This is a genomic window from Acinetobacter halobius (assembly GCF_044130335.1).
In the GTDB taxonomy this organism is placed as follows: Bacteria; Pseudomonadota; Gammaproteobacteria; order Pseudomonadales; family Moraxellaceae; genus Acinetobacter.
This window is the reverse complement of record NZ_JBIQOD010000006.1, coordinates 29,672-47,294: the sequence shown is the minus strand read 5'-3', so window position 1 is coordinate 47,294 and position 17,623 is coordinate 29,672. Positions and strand designations below refer to the sequence as shown.

Here is a 17,623-nt window from a genome sequence, read left to right as displayed (position 1 = left end):
TTAGGCCTCCGCGACTAAACCGTATTCTTTTGCCTGTTCTAAATTTACAGTCACTAATTTTGATGTTCCCGGTTCAGGCATCGTAACACCTAACAAGTCGGTCGCCATCGTCATTGCGAGTTTATTATGGGTAATGTAAATGAATTGCACCTGTTCAGAAAGCTCTTTTACAAGATTACAAAATCTTCCCACGTTTGCATCATCCAGAGGCGCATCAACTTCATCCAAAACACAAAATGGCGATGGATTAAGACGGAAAATCGCAAACACCAAGGCCAATGCTGTCAGGGCTTTTTCTCCGCCTGAAAGTAGTGCCAATGAGCTGTTGCGTTTGCCCGGTGGACGGGCCATCAGTTTTACCCCAGACTGCCAGTCATCTTCTAAAGTTAGACTCGCCTCCCCACCATTAAACACTTTCGGGAACAAATCTTGTAGTTCAGCATTGACCCGATCAAAAGTAGTCATAAACAGTTTGCGGGTTTCTTGGTCAATACTTTTCATTGCAGCACGCAACTGTTCAACGGTATTTTCCAAATCTTGAATTTGATGACTCAATTCTTCAAAACGTTTAGACACTTCTTCATATTCTTCTGAAGCTGCCAAATTCACTGCACCCAATTTCTCAAACTGCTGCTGTGCTTTTTCTAGAACTTGTTGATGGCTACTGATCTCAATGTTCAAACCCTCAATAGCTTCAACATTCATCTCTTTCAGCTGTTCAGAATAATGTTGTAAGTCTGACTTTGCAGCTTGCCACGCCAAACGTTTTTCTTCTAACTGAGTTCTCAGCTTTTCATCTTGTTGCTGATGCTGATGACGTTGTTCGGTCAAACTCTGCTGACGCTCTTGCACCGCATTCAGCTCAACTTGCCATTCAGACCATGTTTTTTGTAACTTTTCAGTGATCTGTGCTTGTTCACTAAACTGGCTTTCTAAGGCAGGTAGCTCCAGTTGTACAGGGTCAATAAACTTTTTGGCCTGTTCCATCTGCGACAAAATTTGCTGATACTGTGCTTTTAAAAAAGTACGGTCTTTTTCTAACAGTTCAATCTGCTGTGTGGTTTGCACTGCCTGACGACGTACCATTTCAAGTGCTTGCCAAACCTGCTGTGCCTGCTGCTGGCTGTCATCCAGTTGCTCAGTCAAAGACTCCACTTGGAACTGCATGGTTTTGTAGTTAGGCAAGTTTTGCTCAAGCTTAATATTCAATGCATGCAGATCAATCTCCAAATCATCTTTTTGCATGGCATCTTCTTCGAGTTGACTGTCTAACTGTGCCAGTTGATTGGCCAATTGTTGTTTTTGCACTTCAAAGGCTTGGTTGGTACTTTGTACTTTGGCGATATTCAAGTCAATCTGCTGGGTTGCCTGAACTTCTTTTTTCAATAGCTGTTGATCCGCTTTTAACTGCTCATCTACTGCTTGAACTTGAGTACGAAGTTCTGTGGTTTTCGTTTCAAGCTGAGTCAGAAGTCCTGTTTTTTCAGCAAGACTCTGTTCAATTTCATCTAAACGAATTCGATGACTGAGTGCCCCCTGTCCAGCTTGGCTCGCTTCGTCATAATCCAGACCAATCACCCAGTCCACGCCAACATGATAACCGTCTAAACTTAGAAGAGACTGACCATCTTTCAATTGCTTTTGCAAAGCGAGGGCTTGTTTTAAGTTCGTGGTCACTCCCACCTGTTGCCACAAAGAGGACTGCGGTGATTCAATCCAACTGGCTAGGCTATCGCAACCTGCAATTTCGATTAGTTCAACATGTGGCTGAGGCGTTAACTGACGTGCAACCGCATCGGTGAATGCATCGCTGTTTTCCAAACAATGCGCTGAAAGCCATTTGGCTAAGAATTTCTCGACCAGCGCGGCATGGGTTTTAGCAGCATCTTTAAGCTTCAGCACGTGCATCAACTGTGGATGATCACTATTTTTTAAGGCGCTGACTTTGACCAATAGTTGCTTTAGATGTTTCTGTTCTGCACTTAAGACCTGTATATCTGCTTTGTGCTGATTCAACTCAGTTTGAGCAGCTTGGTGCTGAATACGCAAATCATCCAGCTGTAACTGCACCTCAATGATACTTTGCTCACGTTGTAACTGCTGTGCCTCGGCGTCTTGCTTGGCATGCAACAATTGGTCTATCGCATCCAACTGGCTTTGGTTTTGAATTTGCGCCACTTGTTGCTCTAAAATTTGCTTTTGTTGTTCAAAACGTAAAATGTTTTTGGCCAACTGTTCACTTTGCGCCAACATTTGCGTTTTTTGTTGCTGTTGTTTTTCAACCAAACTTTTGACTTGTTCAAACTGTTGAAGCAATTGTTGCTGCTGTGTTTTTAAATCCGTTAAGCCTTGGCTTTGCTGTTGGTTTTGACTTTCTTGCTGTTGTAACTGTTCGGTATGAAGCTCATTTTGTTCGTGCAAACTTTCCAGTTGCAACTCGATCAACTGCATACGTTCTTTGGTTTGCGTCTTCTGCTGTTCAAGCTGTGCCAAAGTCGTCGTATTTTGCTGGAACAGGCTCTGCTTTTGTTCCAAAGTCATTTTCAACTCAGCCAGCTTTTTCTCTGCCTGTTGCCACTCACTCTGTAGGGGCGTGGACTGCTGAATCAGGCGTTGAAATAGCTCACTGGTTGAAGTCAAATCATGCTCTAAAGTGGTTAACTCTGAACGGACTAACTTGAACTGATCGCCCAAATCATTCATGTGTAGCGTATATTCTTGCTGTAAACGACTGCTTTGTTCGCATTGAAAAGATAAAACTTCGACTTTAATGGTGCGAATTTGACTTTCCAGTGTTTTGTACTGAATCGCGGTTTCGGCCTGCCGTTTTAAAGTTTTTAACTGTGATCTTAACTCAGAGGCAATATCTTCTAAACGCGATAAGTTTTGCGTGGTGTGATCCAAATGCAATAAAGTTTCACGGCGACGTGCTTGATAACGTGAAACTCCTGCGGCTTCCTCAATAAAAACCCGCATTTCTTCAGGTTTTGCATCAACCAAACGGTTGATCATGCCCTGTTCAATAATCGAATAAGAACGTGGCCCTAAACCTGTGCCTAAGAATATATCGGTAATATCCCGACGACGACATTTGGTGCCATTTAAAAAGTATTCAGACTTACCATCTCGGTTGACCTGACGCTTAACTGCCAGTTCAGTATAGGCATTATAACTGCCACCTAACTTGCCATAGGTGTTGTCAAAACGCAGTTCTACACTTGCGACACTAACCGGCTTGCGCTTTGCCGTGCCTGTAAAAATGACATCCTGCATACTACCGCCACGCAGTTGGCGAGCACTGGATTCGCCCATGACCCAACGGATCGCGTCGATTACATTGGATTTACCACAACCATTCGGCCCAACCACAGCGGTACGGCTATCTTTAAAGTGTAATGTAGTACTGTCGGCAAAAGATTTGAAGCCGGAAAGTTTTAAACTGCTTAAACGCATAATGTCCTGACTAACGTCGTGAGCGTCTCGCCCACGCAAGTTCAATTTGTTTCATTCGGGTCAGAGATTCCAACACCAAGTTACGTAAGTGTCGACAAAAATCTTCCATAAATAAAGTAGCTTGTTGTGATTTTCTGATTAAAACCGCATCAGTCACTAGTTTAAATAAATCATAAGATTCTTGTAACTCTCTACGTGAAGTATTTAAGGTTAAAAAATAGCTTCGACGTATCGAGGGTAATAGCTCTTGATAGAACTTCATCAGATAAGGATTGCCCACCATTTCATGCTGACGTGCCAATCCTTCAAAAATTAAATCATAAAATTTTTCGATACTGCCTTGTTTCAACTGATTGCTCAATTCATCCAATAACAATTGCAAACGTTCCGCTTCATAGCTACGCCATGTCTCCGCAATACGTTGCACAATTTGCCCCAAAAGCAGGCTACTGGTATCAAACAATGCGCGCACTTGTTGGGCTGACATTTCTGAGACAATCGCGCCACGGCGCGGATAAATTTCAATCAGATGGGTACGTTCAAGCAATAACAAAGCTTCACGCACAGAACCGCGACTCACATCAAGTTCTGCGGCAATACGTAATTCTTGTATTCGCTCACCTTCAACCAACTCACCGCGAATAATTTGTTCACTGATGTGCTTGGCAATTTGTTCGGACAAACTCTCTGTATCATGTGCTTGCATACTGTTCCTAACTTGTTTTTATAAGATGCAATCCATGGTCTTTAGTGACCTATTTTTAAGTTTTACCTGAGATTAAACGGTAAACACCATGTCATTGTCAGACAATTTTACCGTCTATAATGCCAATGAAAATCAAGCTAGACAAGATTTTCGCGCTTATTTAAGAGCTAAAACCTTGATAAATAAAATATAGCCCAACAACAATTAATAACCCCGCAAAACACTTTTTCAACATCGCTGGCGACAAATGGTGCGCTACTTTTGCCCCAAACTTGGCAGTAATGAAGCTCATCATCGCAATCCCGAAAAAGGCGTAGACATGAATATAACCAATGGTATTCGGTACATTGACCTCAGCTCGATGACCAAACCACATAAAACCCAAAGCACCAGCTACTGCAATAGGTAAGCCACAAGCTGCAGATGTCGCGACTGCTTTTTGCATAACGACCCCGTGCCGGTTTAAGTACGGCACTGTCAAACTTCCACCACCAATACCAAAAATCGCGGAAGCCACACCAATACCTGCTCCAGCAAATAACTGTCGTCCTGTTGAAGGTAACTGACGCGATGGATCGACCTCGACATGTGCGCCACTAAACATTTTGTAGGCCACCCAAACAGCAAAGAAACCAATCAGCAGTTGTAAGCCATGTCCCGACATATAGTCAGCAATGCCTGCACCTAAAAATGCCCCCACAACCAACCCAGGAGCTAAATTACGAAATACCGACCACAACACTGCTCCCCGTTTATGGTGCGCACTCACGGAGCTCATTGAAGTGACAATAATTGTGGCCAACGAAGTTCCCACTGCCATATGCATAATGACACTGGGATCATAGTTCAGATGAGTAAACACCACATATAAAATTGGTACAATAATCAGCCCGCCACCAACGCCAAACAGCCCCGCAGTAAAACCAGCGATTGCACCAATCAGCAAATATATGATTAACTCCATGATCATTTCCACTTTTCTCAGATTCATATGGATTTAGAGACACGCCAATTACAACAACTTCTCGCTGAAGCACAGCAACTCCCTGAAGTTTTATTGCTAAAACCAGTTACCACATCCACCAATGACGATGTGCGAGAGATTGCACAAAAAGGGATTCAGAGTGTTTTAGTGTGTAGCACACGGCAAACACACGGCCGTGGACAACGCCAACGACAATGGGTGTCCCCAGAAGGAAACATCTATTTAAGCACATTGTTACAAAGCAAAGCACCTATAGATGGGCGCTTGGCTTTAGAAGTTGCGCTCAATATTTTACAAATGCCGAGCTTACAAGGTTTAGCTTTGCAAGTGAAATGGCCAAATGACCTATATAGTGCACAAGGCAAATGGGGCGGAATTTTAGTTGAACCGCTATCGAGCCACCAAGCGATCATTGGGGTGGGCATCAATATCAATCAAGTCGAAGATACCCAGCTCGATCAAGCCACCAGTTCACTTGAACAGCTTGGTTTAGCCCAACCAAATCGAATTCACTTAATGGCAGAACTGTATCTGGCCATTCAACAAGCAGGCTTATGGTTTTCTCATAATAGTGCCAATTTAGCTTCACGTTTTAACCATTATGCAGCCTTCATGCAGCAACAGGTTGAATTTGAGCATATGAAAGGTCTATCTCAAGGTATATTCTTAGGCATTCAAGATGATGGTGCAGTACAAATTCAGACCGCGAATGGTGTTGAATGCTTTTACCAAGGCCGCTTGCGCCCAACATCCGTCATTTAAATAGACCGAGGATTATCATGAAAAATCTATGGTTAGATATTGGCAATACGCGGCTGAAATATTGGATTACGCAGGAAGATCGCATCATAGAACAAGGTGCTGAGTTACATTTACAATCCCCTGCTGACTTACTTTTAGGACTGATTCAACATTTTAAAAACTTAAATATTCAGCAGATTGGGGTATCTTCGGTTCAGGACAAAAAAAATAACGACCGAATCAACAAGCTTCTAAAAAGCTTAAATGTACCCATCACCTTTGCCCAAGTACAGGCGAGCTATGCGGGTCTACAGTGTGGCTATGAAAAACCTGAACAGCTCGGAATTGACCGTTGGCTACAAGTACTGGCTGTAGCACGCGATGCTAGGCAGAACTATTGTGTCATTAGCTGTGGTACAGCGCTGACCATTGACTTGGCTGATGGGTTACAACACTTAGGTGGATATATTTTACCAAATCTTTACCTACAACGTGATTCACTCATTCAAAACACCAAAGGTATTAAAATTCCAGATGCAGCTTTTGATCAACTTGGGCCTGGTCGTAATACCATCGACGCCGTGCATCATGGAATTTTACTTGGTCTCGTCAGTACCATTGAAAAGGTTTTACAGCAGTCCCCACGTCAACTGATTTTAACTGGTGGCGATGCTCCTATATTTGCACGTTATTTGGAACATTATGCACCTTGCATTGAAAATGATTTATTACTCAAAGGCTTGCAATATTATATTCAGTATCAATTTTGAGTCGAAATCGCAGTCTGAGACAGTAATAAAGGCTTTAAATTATTAAGTAACAACTCAAACTCAATATAACCATCCTCTCCCATAAAATGTCCTGCACGTTTTACCTCCTGAACTTCAGCACTTAAAAAGTGTCCAAAAGTCAAAACGAAAGGGGGTGGAACAAAAGGATCGTTATTTGAAAACATCACCACACGCGAAGCAATATGTGAATGTAACACCCCACTGTCTAACTTCGCTTGAGCAATAAAGCTATCTAGCTCAGGAACAGCCTTCAAAGGGGCTTTAAATCCTGCAATACAGTAAATGGCTTTAATTCGACGTTCCCGCAGTTGAATACTCAAGTAATGTAAAGTTGCCAAACACCCCAAACTATGCGCAACAATAATGGTGTTTTCATCCAAAGTTGACATTTGCAAAGCTAAAGCCTGCTGCCACTCTTCAAAATTCGGTGTATTACTATGTGGCAATACCAAACGCTTAACGGCCAAGTGAGCATCTATCTGGGTAAGTTTTTGGCTTAGCCATGGAAACCAATGATCATTGGGAGATCCCTGATAACCATGCACGATGTAAATATGTTGTTTAGATTTACTCATTTTTCTAGCTTCTTATTATAATGTTTTAAACGAATAAATTTTACGCAACTTTCAGTCCATAAACAGTGCGTTTTTGTTATTCCCCTTGTTACTGAAGAAACTAGCTCTATCCTCTTGTTGCATAGATTACAGACGTAAAAAAGGCGCATACGCGCCTTTTTTACTCATCTCATTGTGAAAGCTGACTTATTTTTTCTTGTCATTTCCACCGAACAATGGTCCCGCACCACCGCCACCAAATTGCTTTTGCAAGCCACCTAATGATTTCATCATTTTTGCCATGCCTGATGGATTGGCAAATTTCTTCATCATTTTCGCCATTTGCGCATGTTGTTTAATCAACTTATTGACTTCAACGACATCCATACCGCAGCCCGATGCAATGCGCTTTTTACGGCTTGGGTTCATCAGGTCTGGGTTACGACGTTCTTTGATGGTCATCGACTGGATAATCGCTTCCATCTTTTTCACTTGCTTTTCAGGGTTCGCTTGTGCCAACGCATCTTGGATCCCTGCATTACTCATGCCAGGTAGCTTATCCAAGAAGCCCATCATGCCGCCCATTTTATTCATTTGCTCAAACTGCATTAGCATATCTTCAAAGTTGAAGCTGCCACCTTTTTGCAGTTTTTTCGCCATTTTTTCGGCTTTTTCTTTGTCGACTTTACGTTCAAGCTCTTCGACCAAAGAAAGGACGTCACCCATACCTAAGATACGCTGTGCAACACGTTCAGGATGGAATGGCTCTAAGGCATCCAGCTTTTCACCCATACCTAAGAATTTGATTGGCTTACCTGTGATGGCACGTACTGAAAGCGCTGCACCACCACGTGCATCACCATCAGTTTTGGTCAGAATCACGCCCGTTAATGGCAGTGCATCATTAAAGGCTTTGGCTGTATTTGCCGCATCCTGACCGGTCATTGCATCGACCACGAACAAAGTTTCAGTTGGCTTAATCGCCGCGTGAAGTTCTTTGATCTCGTCCATCATTTCGTCATCTACGTGTAGACGACCTGCGGTATCGACAATCAAGACATCCGCAAACTGAATTTTGGCCTGTTCAATTGCACGCGTTGCAATAGTAATCGGTTTTTCGTCAGCGCTCGATTCAAAGAAAATCGCACCGACCTCACCTGCAACGGTTTGTAGCTGTTTAATTGCTGCTGGACGGTAAACGTCGGCAGACACCATCGCTACTTTTTTCTTTTGGCGTTCTTGTAAGAAGCGAGCTAGTTTTGCAGCCGTTGTTGTTTTACCTGCACCTTGTAAGCCCGCAAGTAGGACCACAACAGGAGGTTTTGCTGCAAGATCAAGGCTTTCATTGGCCTCGCCCATCATTTTTGTTAATTCGTCATGCACGATTTTAACAAATGCTTGGCCCGGCGATAATTGAGTCATCACTTCCTGACCCAACGCCTCTTCCTTAACTTTCGCGATAAATTCACGAGTTACAGGAAGTGCAACATCGGCTTCAAGAAGTGCCATACGTACTTCACGTAGGGTATCTTTAATATTGTCTTCGGTTAGCTGCCCAGAGCCAGTAACATTTCTTAAACTCTGCGTGAGTCGTTCCGTTAAGGTATCAAACATTGCAAAATCCGCTTAAAATTGCTAGTTGCAAAAAAATCTTTCTTAAAATAGAAAATTTATGCATAGAATGCTATAGGATACTGTAGTTCGCACCGAATTTATATAAATGAATATTCATCATCCTGAAAAAGGTTTGACATGATTAGCCTGCCCTTGGTTTATACCATCTTAGCATTAGTTGCCTATACCACCTCTTTTTGGTATTTGTTTATCAAATTAATGGCTAAACGTGATCCAAACCATTGGTTTATTGGTATTATTTTAGGCTTAGGCCTATTGTTACATGCAACCGTTTTGTACCATGACATGCTCACGCCAATGGGAGTGAATTATGACGTTTTCGTCTTAATGTCATTTACATCGGGGCTCATGCTGTTACTCAGTCTACTTTATAGTACTTATCGTCCAATTTTAGCTTTGAACCTGATTGGCATCCCTGTGGCCGCGACAGGACTCATTTTAGGTTTTGCTTTTAGTCAGTCCACTCAATTTATTGAACAGCGCTCATTGGGCCTAGATATTCATATTATTTTATCGCTGTCGGCCTATGCAGTACTCCTCATGGCGACCATACAAGCCGTGATTTTATGGTTCCAAGATCGTGAGTTAAAAAACAAACAAAAGAAACGCTTTTGGGTCAACTTACTGCCCTCTTTTCAAGCGATGGAATCTTTATTGTTTGACTTGATTAAAACGGGTTTTATTTTACTGACTGTGGCGTTGGTGTTTGGTTTCTTTACCATTGACAACTTTTTTGCCCAACATCTGGCACATAAGACCGCTTTTAGTATTATTTCTTGGTTTGTGTATGGGGCTTTGCTCATCGGACATTACCGTTTCGGTTGGCGAGGTCAAAAAGCGATTCGCTTTACCTTAATTGGATTCTTTTTATTGGCTGTCGGTTTTATCGGATCTAAGTTTGTATTGGAAATGATTTTAGGTCGATAACGTCTTTTTGTTGAGTTCGCTTTATTAAAGATACAGTACTTTACTCAAAAAGTAGATGTATAACATAATGGCCCAGCAGAAAAGCCCAGCTTAGGCAAACTGAGCTTACATCAAAATCTAATTAATTGATTTATAAAAACCTATGCAATAAATTCTGTATGCAGTGATGATGTTAATTCTAGTTTTTCTAAAATTAACATCTAGCTCTCATCTTAGTATTTATAATTTAATTACATTTTTAATCGGTATTCTTCCAGATTTAGCTGACAGCCAATATATGATTTCTGCTGATTGTTATGAAACTTATTAAAATCATCCAAATTAGAATCATCATCAAGATTGTTTTGCTTCACCCATGCTTTATAAGCAGAGAAATTCTGAATCACAAAATCCAATAAATTTACTCTAGCTTTGGTTAAATCACACCACTTACTTTTAGATTCCAATTTTTCTGAAAGTGGAACCTCTTTATCATCATAATCTCTAGAATAGATCATATTATTAATTACAGCTTTATTGAGTTCACCATTCAAATGTCGATACTGTTGATCGAATTCGTCACCAGATAAAGCAAAACAACTGCTACTAATAAATAACAGTATAAAGCTTAGTAATTTCATTATTTTTAATATCCTAAATTTTCATTTATTATAAAAGAAACTTGATCAAAATTTTATTCCATTTAACATTATAGAGCCTATACGAAATAACACTAAAACAGAACACAATGCTTTTGAACAATGACAATGTAGATAAACTCATCCCCTCCATAATTGACTAATTCCCCCCCAATCAATCACGGTCTGTGAAAGATTTATACGTCTATGACGAAGCTCCTGTAGCCAATAGTATTGATAAATCATCCTTAAATTTATAATTAGAATAATGCAAATAGATTATTTTTCATCCACCTGTTATACTGACAAAACTATTACGCCTCCCTTCTTCTACCTTCTACTTAGAGTAATGCCAATGAAGTAAGTCTTATTTTCCGTCAAATCTAATTTATTTGTTTTCTGACGTGCAAAATAAACTTATTTACTACTCTATATTTCTATATAAAAATTTATTTTGTATGTCCTGTATAAAGGAGTCTTTAATGACCCAACAGGCCTGTACCGTAAAAAACCTAAGCATTCAATTTACTCATGAAGCACTTTTTCAGCATTTAAACTTTGAATTGCCCGCTGCCCAATGTTCAACCCTGATCGGACGTAATGGTCAAGGCAAATCAATATTAATGTCCCTACTCGCTCAAGCGCACAGACCCAATTATGCGAGTGGCGAAGTGATTTGGCATATGCCATTTTCCCACTTAAGCCAGCTCGAACGTTTAAGCAACTGTACGCTTGCCGAAGCCCTTAATATTGTTGACCTGCATGCAAGTTTTCAACGTATTGAACAATCTACCGCAAGCTTTGAAGACTATGACCGCGTCGAACATGCATGGCATCAACCCTCTGAATGGTTAAAATTACTGAAAAGTGCAAACTTACCTACAGATCTATCCAGCTCGGTTTCTCAACTAAGTGAAGGTCAGAAAACTAAACTGGCACTGTGTCGCCTTTTTTTACAAACTGAGCATTATTTACTTCTTGATGAGCCCAGTAATCACTTAGATCATGAAAGTCGTGCGTGGTTAAGTCAAAAAATCCTTCAGCATCCTGCGGGCTGTTTAGTCATTAGCCACGACCGCACATTGTTAAATCAAATCTCCAATACCTATGTTTTAAATGATTTTGGCTTGCAACATTTCCGTTGCAACTATGCCGAGTATCAGTCACAAGCAGAGCAACAACAGCAGGCGTTACTACACAACATCTCGCAAGAGAAACGCGAACTTAAACAATTACAAGTCCAACAGCATGAACAACGCATGAAAGCCCAGAAAAGGCAAAAGTCTGGGCAGAAATTACGAAGCTCTGGTTCTCAAGCCAAAATCCTACTCGACTTTAAAAAAGAACGTGCGAGTCAAACCTTATCGGGAGTCGCGCAGCAACAACTGCGCCAAAAGGAACAAGCGCAAGACGAACTCAAAAACAAACAGCAACAGCTAGAACAGATGAAGTCACAAAAGTTTGATTTCCATTTTCAACCTCAACAAACTGGTGAAATTCTTCGTTTAAAAGAGGTGGTTTTAACCACACCCTCTATCTCGCCTATTTCTTTTGCCTTATATAGTGGAGAAAAAATCCAACTGCGGGGCCAAAATGGTTCAGGTAAGTCGACCTTACTTCGTGCCATCCAAAATCATAGTCATGTTCAATCGGGAGAGATTTTCAAGCGAGGAGCATCGTTATATTTAGATCAAAACTTTAGTCTGCTGAATCCAAAACTGAATGCGGTACACAATTTACAATTATTAAATCCGTCTTTGTCTGATGAGGCGTGTCGGAATGAATTGGGGCAACTTCGAATTCGACGAGATAAGGCTCTGCTCCCCATCTCACTACTTAGTGGCGGTGAACAACTCAAAGTTGCCTTACTGTGTATCAGTCTCGCAGCACAGCCTGTGGACTTACTTTTACTGGATGAACCCGAAAATCATCTCGACATCGACTCAAGACAACTGTTGGCACAGGCTATTCGCGATTTTACAGGGGCGGTTATTTTAGTTTCACATGATGATGCCTTTGTCGAGGAGACACAGATTCAAAACTATTTCGATTTAACCCAAACGCATTAGACTGGACAGCGTGATCGGATTTGCGTATAACACCGTTTTTCTATTTGACTGGTGACACCGCTGTGAAACTCATCCTTGCACCGATGGAAGGCTTAACCGACCCAATCATGCGTGATGTGCTCACGTCTGTAGGTAGCTTCGACTGGTGTGTGACCGAGTTTATCCGTGTGACCAATTCGGTTTTACCTGATCATATTTTTCATCAGTATTGCCCTGAATTACTGCATGACGGAAAAACGGCAGCGGGAACACCCGTGCATGTTCAATTTTTAGGTAATGACCCTGAAATGCTGGCTGCCAATGCCATCCGTGCTGTGAAACTCGGTGCACCCGCCATTGATATGAACTTTGGTTGTCCAGCCAAAACCGTGAACCGTCACCGTGGTGGCTCGGTGCTTTTAGATGAGCCAGAAGTGGTGCATGAACTGGTCAAAGCAGTACGAGATGCAGTTCCTGCGCACATTCCTGTTTCTGCGAAAATGCGCTTAGGCTATATGGACCGACATTTTATGTTGGATAATGCTCATGCCATTGAAGACGCAGGTGCGGCTTGGGTTACCGTGCATGCACGGACCAAAGCCGATGGTTATACCCCACCCGCTTTTTGGGATCAACTCCGCCCGATTCGTGAAGCCTTAAAGATCAATGTGATTGCCAATGGTGAAATTTGGAATAATGCAGACGCGAAACAGTGTCGCTTAGAGTCTGGCTGTGAAGATTTGATGATTGGACGTGGTGCCGTGACCACTCCCGATTTAACCCAGTGTATTCGTCAAAATACTGATACACCTCTACTGACATGGAATGAGCTACTGAGCTTACAAATCCGTTTCTTAAACGGCGGGTATAAAAAAGAAATGAATATGGTCGGACGTTATAAGCAATGGTTGGGCATGATGTCTAAACATTATCCTGAAGCCAAAGCCCTCTGGGATGAAGTCAAACGTATCAAGCCGCTGGATGACATTATTCTCAAACTAAATACAAGCGCGACCTAATCCGTTCGCGCAACGATCGCGACATAAGTCGGTAAGTTCCATGCCCCACCCGCAAAGCCTTTACATTGCTGCGATTGTGCCTGATAGCTGAGAACAAAAGCCTTTCCATTCCAAGCCCACTCAGAACGAATACCACAGTCAGCAATGCCCCGCCCTTTTTGCTCTGAGAAAATTTGCGCCTCACTAAAACTTGAGCCTGATGTGGTAACTTGCTGCTGAATTTTTTGTAAGGCTTTGTCCATGACCCAGTAGCCTAGACCTTCATTGTATGCTCCACGCCAACATGGTACTTGAACCACCACTTGTTCCGCATTCAGCGGATAGACTGAAACCCGATCATCCTCAAAAAACCGCGCCTCATAGAGATTTGGACAGTCTTGTTCATCTGTTTTTGCTTTTAACTTTTTAAAGAGTTGATGGGCATTTTTACTGTCCACGGCAAAGTGGCTGGCAACCGCAGGTCGGTATCCTGTAATGCCAATTTTAGGGATGGCTTTGGGTTGTAAAACATTTTGCTCAGACTGATTGCCTTTTTGATAGATGGCATTCGGTGTATTTACCCGCTTTTGTATATCATCCATTTTGAGCAAAACAGCATTTGCCCCTGCGGTTGAAATTTTCCATTGCTGTGCTTGGGTCGTGAGACGAATATCTTCTGCACCCACCAAGGCCTTTAGCAACTGCGTACTTTGAGCACTGGACAGTTTTGCGGTACTTTTGTGGGCATCAAAGGTGACTCTCCCCAACGAAGTAGCGCCAACACTCAGATTTGCCTCCATATTTTGCATTAAGTCTTCTTCTATCTGAAGTTGGGTAAGCACTGCACCGCCTGCACCTGCGGGACGAGAAATCAGTAAAGATACTGGTTGACCAAACTGAGCATCACTCTGATAGCCTGCCGCACGGCACATACCCGTATTATCACAGGCAAGTTCCCAGTCCTTATGTATAAAGTAACTCCCCGTATCTGCATAAGCCAGTTGACATAAGGTGCTGATCAAAACAGCGCCCAAGAGTGAATGGCTTAGCGTTCCTAACGTTTTATTCAACATATGACTTCACTCCGCTTGCGTGGAATATTAACCCTGTGCTTAAAAACTTCGGCTCTGTACCGTACCTGTATAATTTAAACAGTCTTCAACACGAATCCGTTGCACTTTAGACAGTTGATCTAAATCAAACCATGCATAGGCCGTATGTTCATCGCTCAGCTTAATCTCGGTCGATGCAGCCAAATGACATCTAAAAATAAACGCATGTGAAGTCACTGCCGCATGAAAATACACACCCGATAAATAATCAATTTGGACCTCACAACTGAGCTCTTCTTGGCACTCTCGCAGTAACGCTTGATGAATGGTTTCACCCATGTCTAATGCACCACCTGGTAAACCCCAAGCCTGATCAGCATAATTGGCTTTCAGTAATAAAACCTGCCCTACAGCATTGATGATGACCGCATGAGAGCTTAGTCGGTAAAAGTCTTGGAATGCCATACACTTTCCTTTGGTCAAAGCTACATTCATTCATTAAAACACAGTCTGAACATGAATTGATTCCCCCTGTAAAGCCTCTGCCTTTCAGTTTTTCATCAATCAGGAAAGTAGATCGGCTTCGACATTTGTGTCTCAAAATCGACAGGCACTGAAATATGTTGATGGGCAACCAACCACTCTCCAGCCGTTTTTTGAAAACACAGTGTCGTTCGGCACCAAGGGATCTCAGGTGTAGCCACACCACTGGCATGATCAAGTTTGGAATAACAATGAACAAAGGCCAAACCATCACGACTAAAAATATTCAGGCTACGCCTAAAAACCTTCACTTCACCCTGAAAAAATGGTGCATAGCGTCGCCATAGTTCCTGATAGGCTTGTACGCCTTGTAACTCAAATCCAATATCAAACAAACTGACATCACTCTGGCAAAGACGAATAATATTTTGTACATCCATTTTACAAATGGCATCATCCCACTGCTTGAGTTTGAAGATAATCTCATGCCCCGCATGCTCATCCCCAATTAATCGTACATCCACATAGTGCTCCAACAATGCGTATAAAATACCCATAAAAAAACGCGTGTGCCTTCCTTAGCTAACACGCGAGTTTTTTAAATTCTTAAACCCATCAATAATTTAATAGCAAATTAAGCTGTTAAATCTTTAATTGTGGCGCTTGCACCATTGTTTTTCACAGACTCAATGCCTTTATCGCGTGACTGCTCCGTAGCATAAAACTGACTGGTTCCAATAATCTGATGGTTGGCAGCCTTTAAGTTAAAATAAGGCTTACCATTTTTGGCTTCTAAGCGATCATAACGCGCATCATCTGGACTATTTTTCTGAACTGACTCAATTCCATTATGGGCTGACGCTTTTGCTTTATACAGTTCACTGGTTAAAATGACTTCTCCATTTCCCGCTTTCAAAACAAAGCGATATTGACCGTCATTTGCCTGACTGAGTTCGTACCATCCTGACATAAGCTCACCTCTTGTTATTTTAAAGCAATAATAAATAAATCAGATTTGAATAAAAAACCATCCAATTTTATAAAATATAAATGACTTCTTTTATAAAAAAAAGCCATTTATTGCCTTACCCATCTTTATTTTTTTTAAAATAACAGCGCTATATGAATAATGCATGACAACATCAAAATGCCAACACTGCATTTTCTCAATTCTGCTGAAACGGTTGATTATCCTTAAACTACTTTAGGCTTTTAGCACCAATTTACTATAGCTATTTCTTGGCATTTCAATAATTTCTACGCATATTTGTACAGCTAAATCGGTCGGGACTTTAAAATTTTGCTGCAATGTTTTGAGTAAGAGCTTGGAAATAGCAGATTGCGTGACTTCATCTCGACCGCTAAGTAAAGAGACTTTGGCATGTAAATAAGCTTCTGCATCTCCATCTACCCCAATCACAAAATCGGATTGTTTGATGGCACGACTTTTCACTTCATTGCCCGATTGTACAAACTCACCATCAAGCAAAGCTTGGTTTAAAGCCAACAACATCGGTTTAACTTCGAGAGTGTCTATATTATCTGAGTACTCAAGGTGGATATGAGGCATAACGTATTCTTCAACAGTTTTTTATCTTTATAGCATGCTGTGCACTTGTTTAAACAATTCATCTACTTTCAAAATCGTTTAAAACAAAAAATGGAGTCCTATTGACTCCATTTTAATTGCTAACTGTAAACTCAGCGCATTAGGCTTTTTTCACATACTCAGACTTGAGTTTCATCGCGCCAACACCGTCAATCTTACAATCAATGTCATGACCATCTGCAGCATCAGGTAGCAAACGAATATTTTTCACTTTAGTTCCGACTTTTACCACAGACGACGAACCTTTAATTTTTAAATCTTTAATTACCGTTACTGTATCACCATCAGCGAGTAAGTTGCCATTGGCATCTTTAATTGCCACCACGTCTTCGGTAGATTCCCCCTCTTTCCATTCGTTTGAACATTCAGGGCAGATCAGCAAGTCACCATCTTCATACGTATATTCGGACTGGCACTTTGGGCAGTTGGGTAAAGACATAAAAACCTCAAAAATAAAAAATAAGCAATTCGCATTGCTCAAAGCGCCAATATAGCATTATTCAGGCGAAACAATGTGAATCACGTATTTATTTTATGGCTTTGGTTTTGCTTCTGTAGAAACAACGTTGATGCATGATTAAAGTAAATTTTACCCGTAGAACACTCATCCTAAGCTTATTTTTGCTCCAAGCACTGCTTCAAAATCACCACATGGTTATGCTGTTCTTCTTTAGCTGCGGTAAGTAACGTGATCTGCTCTTGCAATGCCAGTTGCCGTAAGTCATTCAACTCGCTGGGATGTGCTTCCAGTTCTTTCATATAACGGACCTTAAACTCATCCCAGTGTGCCACCATGTCTTGGTGATACCATTTCCGCAGCTCATTGGACGGGGTTAAGTTTTTTGACCACAGATCTATTTGGGCTTCAAGCTTTGAGACTCCTCGTGGCCATAGCCGATCAACCAAAACACGCTTACCATCTTCGGCTTCAACAGGTGCATAAATCCGCTTCATGCGTATTGGCATGCAAAACTCCTTTTTATTCTTTTGTGCAACTTATTCAATTGTTCAACGATGACGAAGT

Annotated in this window: 18 protein-coding genes; 5 read left to right on the top strand and 13 right to left on the bottom strand. The window is 41.6% G+C overall.

Annotation, left to right across the window (positions count from 1 at the left end; all coding sequences use genetic code 11):
• The 3 genes from smc to ACE01U_RS07305 all read right to left on the bottom strand — a co-directional run bounded on the left by smc (position 1) and on the right by ACE01U_RS07305 (position 5,123).
• The gene (smc, locus tag ACE01U_RS07315) at positions 1-3,453 is read right to left on the bottom strand and encodes a chromosome segregation protein SMC (RefSeq protein ID WP_395579069.1); all 3,453 of its coding nucleotides are present in this window, start codon (positions 3,451-3,453) and stop codon (positions 1-3) included.
• A 10-nt stretch (positions 3,454-3,463) separates the two neighbouring features.
• Entirely contained in the window at positions 3,464-4,159 is a 696-nt protein-coding gene (locus tag ACE01U_RS07310) for a GntR family transcriptional regulator (RefSeq protein ID WP_086208747.1), read from the bottom strand.
• 160 nt (positions 4,160-4,319) lie between these two features.
• Positions 4,320-5,123 (bottom strand): sulfite exporter TauE/SafE family protein, encoded by an 804-nt coding sequence (locus tag ACE01U_RS07305; protein WP_291375248.1) that lies wholly within the window; start codon positions 5,121-5,123, stop codon positions 4,320-4,322.
• A gap of 27 nt (positions 5,124-5,150) precedes the next feature.
• On the opposite strand from ACE01U_RS07305, the gene ACE01U_RS07300 reads away from it, so the two are divergent.
• Positions 5,151-5,906 carry a biotin--[acetyl-CoA-carboxylase] ligase gene (locus ACE01U_RS07300; protein WP_110973855.1) on the top strand — a complete coding sequence of 252 codons (756 nt, stop codon included), beginning with the start codon at positions 5,151-5,153 and terminating at the stop codon, positions 5,904-5,906.
• A 17-nt stretch (positions 5,907-5,923) separates the two neighbouring features.
• Positions 5,924-6,655 (top strand): type III pantothenate kinase, encoded by a 732-nt coding sequence (locus tag ACE01U_RS07295; RefSeq protein WP_110973856.1) that lies wholly within the window; start codon positions 5,924-5,926, stop codon positions 6,653-6,655.
• Here the strand turns inward: ACE01U_RS07295 and ACE01U_RS07290 are convergent.
• Complete coding sequence (locus ACE01U_RS07290; protein WP_110973857.1) at positions 6,646-7,251, bottom strand: RBBP9/YdeN family alpha/beta hydrolase; 606 nt, start codon at positions 7,249-7,251, stop codon at positions 6,646-6,648. The two genes, ACE01U_RS07295 and ACE01U_RS07290, sit on opposite strands and share 10 nt — an antisense overlap.
• 186 nt (positions 7,252-7,437) lie before the next feature.
• Positions 7,438-8,844, bottom strand: coding sequence for a signal recognition particle protein (gene ffh, locus ACE01U_RS07285; protein ID WP_395579068.1), 1,407 nt, complete (start codon positions 8,842-8,844; stop codon positions 7,438-7,440).
• 138 nt (positions 8,845-8,982) lie between these two features.
• On the opposite strand from ffh, the gene ACE01U_RS07280 reads away from it, so the two are divergent.
• Entirely contained in the window at positions 8,983-9,792 is an 810-nt protein-coding gene (locus ACE01U_RS07280; RefSeq protein WP_086208752.1) for a cytochrome C assembly family protein, read from the top strand.
• A 230-nt stretch (positions 9,793-10,022) separates the two neighbouring features.
• Here the strand turns inward: ACE01U_RS07280 and ACE01U_RS07275 are convergent, their stop codons facing one another.
• On the bottom strand, positions 10,023-10,412 hold the full coding sequence (locus ACE01U_RS07275) for a hypothetical protein (protein WP_395579067.1): 390 nt from the start codon (positions 10,410-10,412) through the stop codon (positions 10,023-10,025).
• A 479-nt stretch (positions 10,413-10,891) separates the two neighbouring features.
• Between ACE01U_RS07275 and ACE01U_RS07270 the strand changes: the two genes are divergently transcribed.
• Together ACE01U_RS07270 and ACE01U_RS07265 are read left to right on the top strand one after the other, a co-directional pair.
• Complete coding sequence (locus ACE01U_RS07270; RefSeq protein ID WP_395579066.1) at positions 10,892-12,478, top strand: ATP-binding cassette domain-containing protein; 1,587 nt, start codon at positions 10,892-10,894, stop codon at positions 12,476-12,478.
• A 62-nt stretch (positions 12,479-12,540) separates the two neighbouring features.
• Positions 12,541-13,476 (top strand): tRNA dihydrouridine synthase, encoded by a 936-nt coding sequence (locus tag ACE01U_RS07265; RefSeq protein WP_086208755.1) that lies wholly within the window; start codon positions 12,541-12,543, stop codon positions 13,474-13,476.
• Here ACE01U_RS07265 and ACE01U_RS07260 read toward each other — a convergent pair.
• From ACE01U_RS07260 to ACE01U_RS07230, 7 genes are all read right to left on the bottom strand, one after another.
• Positions 13,473-14,528 (bottom strand): DUF1176 domain-containing protein, encoded by a 1,056-nt coding sequence (locus ACE01U_RS07260; RefSeq protein WP_395579065.1) that lies wholly within the window; start codon positions 14,526-14,528, stop codon positions 13,473-13,475. The genes ACE01U_RS07265 and ACE01U_RS07260 overlap by 4 nt on opposite strands.
• Positions 14,529-14,567: 39 nt before the next feature.
• Entirely contained in the window at positions 14,568-14,972 is a 405-nt protein-coding gene (locus ACE01U_RS07255) for an NUDIX hydrolase (protein WP_395579064.1), read from the bottom strand.
• A 95-nt stretch (positions 14,973-15,067) separates the two neighbouring features.
• Entirely contained in the window at positions 15,068-15,547 is a 480-nt protein-coding gene (locus tag ACE01U_RS07250) for a YybH family protein (RefSeq protein WP_395579063.1), read from the bottom strand.
• A gap of 77 nt (positions 15,548-15,624) precedes the next feature.
• A complete protein-coding gene (locus tag ACE01U_RS07245; RefSeq protein ID WP_110973862.1) occupies positions 15,625-15,960 on the bottom strand; it encodes a YegP family protein in 336 nt (111 codons plus the stop codon).
• A 234-nt stretch (positions 15,961-16,194) separates the two neighbouring features.
• Complete coding sequence (locus tag ACE01U_RS07240) at positions 16,195-16,560, bottom strand: 5-carboxymethyl-2-hydroxymuconate Delta-isomerase (RefSeq protein WP_395579062.1); 366 nt, start codon at positions 16,558-16,560, stop codon at positions 16,195-16,197.
• Between the two features lie 139 nt (positions 16,561-16,699).
• On the bottom strand, positions 16,700-17,038 hold the full coding sequence (locus tag ACE01U_RS07235; RefSeq protein ID WP_086208760.1) for a zinc ribbon domain-containing protein YjdM: 339 nt from the start codon (positions 17,036-17,038) through the stop codon (positions 16,700-16,702).
• 176 nt (positions 17,039-17,214) lie between these two features.
• Positions 17,215-17,565: a DUF488 domain-containing protein gene (locus ACE01U_RS07230; RefSeq protein ID WP_110973865.1), complete on the bottom strand. Its 351-nt coding sequence runs from the start codon at positions 17,563-17,565 to the stop codon at positions 17,215-17,217.
• Positions 17,566-17,623: the final 58 nt, after the last annotated feature.

What these genes read in the sequence shown, in the direction of transcription:
- ACE01U_RS07230 (WP_110973865.1), bottom strand. Translation starts at nt 17,565, where the DNA reads ATGCCAATACGCATGAAGCGGATTTATGCACCTGTTGAAGCCGAAGAT.
- smc (WP_395579069.1), bottom strand. Translation starts at nt 3,453, where the DNA reads ATGCGTTTAAGCAGTTTAAAACTTTCCGGCTTCAAATCTTTTGCCGAC.
- ACE01U_RS07250 (WP_395579063.1), bottom strand. Translation starts at nt 15,547, where the DNA reads ATGGGTATTTTATACGCATTGTTGGAGCACTATGTGGATGTACGATTA.
- ACE01U_RS07295 (WP_110973856.1), top strand. Translation starts at nt 5,924, where the DNA reads ATGAAAAATCTATGGTTAGATATTGGCAATACGCGGCTGAAATATTGG.
- ACE01U_RS07300 (WP_110973855.1), top strand. Translation starts at nt 5,151, where the DNA reads ATGGATTTAGAGACACGCCAATTACAACAACTTCTCGCTGAAGCACAG.
- ACE01U_RS07305 (WP_291375248.1), bottom strand. Translation starts at nt 5,123, where the DNA reads ATGGAGTTAATCATATATTTGCTGATTGGTGCAATCGCTGGTTTTACT.
- ACE01U_RS07275 (WP_395579067.1), bottom strand. Translation starts at nt 10,412, where the DNA reads ATGAAATTACTAAGCTTTATACTGTTATTTATTAGTAGCAGTTGTTTT.
- ACE01U_RS07280 (WP_086208752.1), top strand. Translation starts at nt 8,983, where the DNA reads ATGATTAGCCTGCCCTTGGTTTATACCATCTTAGCATTAGTTGCCTAT.
- ACE01U_RS07255 (WP_395579064.1), bottom strand. Translation starts at nt 14,972, where the DNA reads ATGGCATTCCAAGACTTTTACCGACTAAGCTCTCATGCGGTCATCATC.
- ACE01U_RS07270 (WP_395579066.1), top strand. Translation starts at nt 10,892, where the DNA reads ATGACCCAACAGGCCTGTACCGTAAAAAACCTAAGCATTCAATTTACT.
- ACE01U_RS07235 (WP_086208760.1), bottom strand. Translation starts at nt 17,038, where the DNA reads ATGTCTTTACCCAACTGCCCAAAGTGCCAGTCCGAATATACGTATGAA.
- ffh (WP_395579068.1), bottom strand. Translation starts at nt 8,844, where the DNA reads ATGTTTGATACCTTAACGGAACGACTCACGCAGAGTTTAAGAAATGTT.
- ACE01U_RS07290 (WP_110973857.1), bottom strand. Translation starts at nt 7,251, where the DNA reads ATGAGTAAATCTAAACAACATATTTACATCGTGCATGGTTATCAGGGA.
- ACE01U_RS07240 (WP_395579062.1), bottom strand. Translation starts at nt 16,560, where the DNA reads ATGCCTCATATCCACCTTGAGTACTCAGATAATATAGACACTCTCGAA.
- ACE01U_RS07310 (WP_086208747.1), bottom strand. Translation starts at nt 4,159, where the DNA reads ATGCAAGCACATGATACAGAGAGTTTGTCCGAACAAATTGCCAAGCAC.
- ACE01U_RS07260 (WP_395579065.1), bottom strand. Translation starts at nt 14,528, where the DNA reads ATGTTGAATAAAACGTTAGGAACGCTAAGCCATTCACTCTTGGGCGCT.
- ACE01U_RS07245 (WP_110973862.1), bottom strand. Translation starts at nt 15,960, where the DNA reads ATGTCAGGATGGTACGAACTCAGTCAGGCAAATGACGGTCAATATCGC.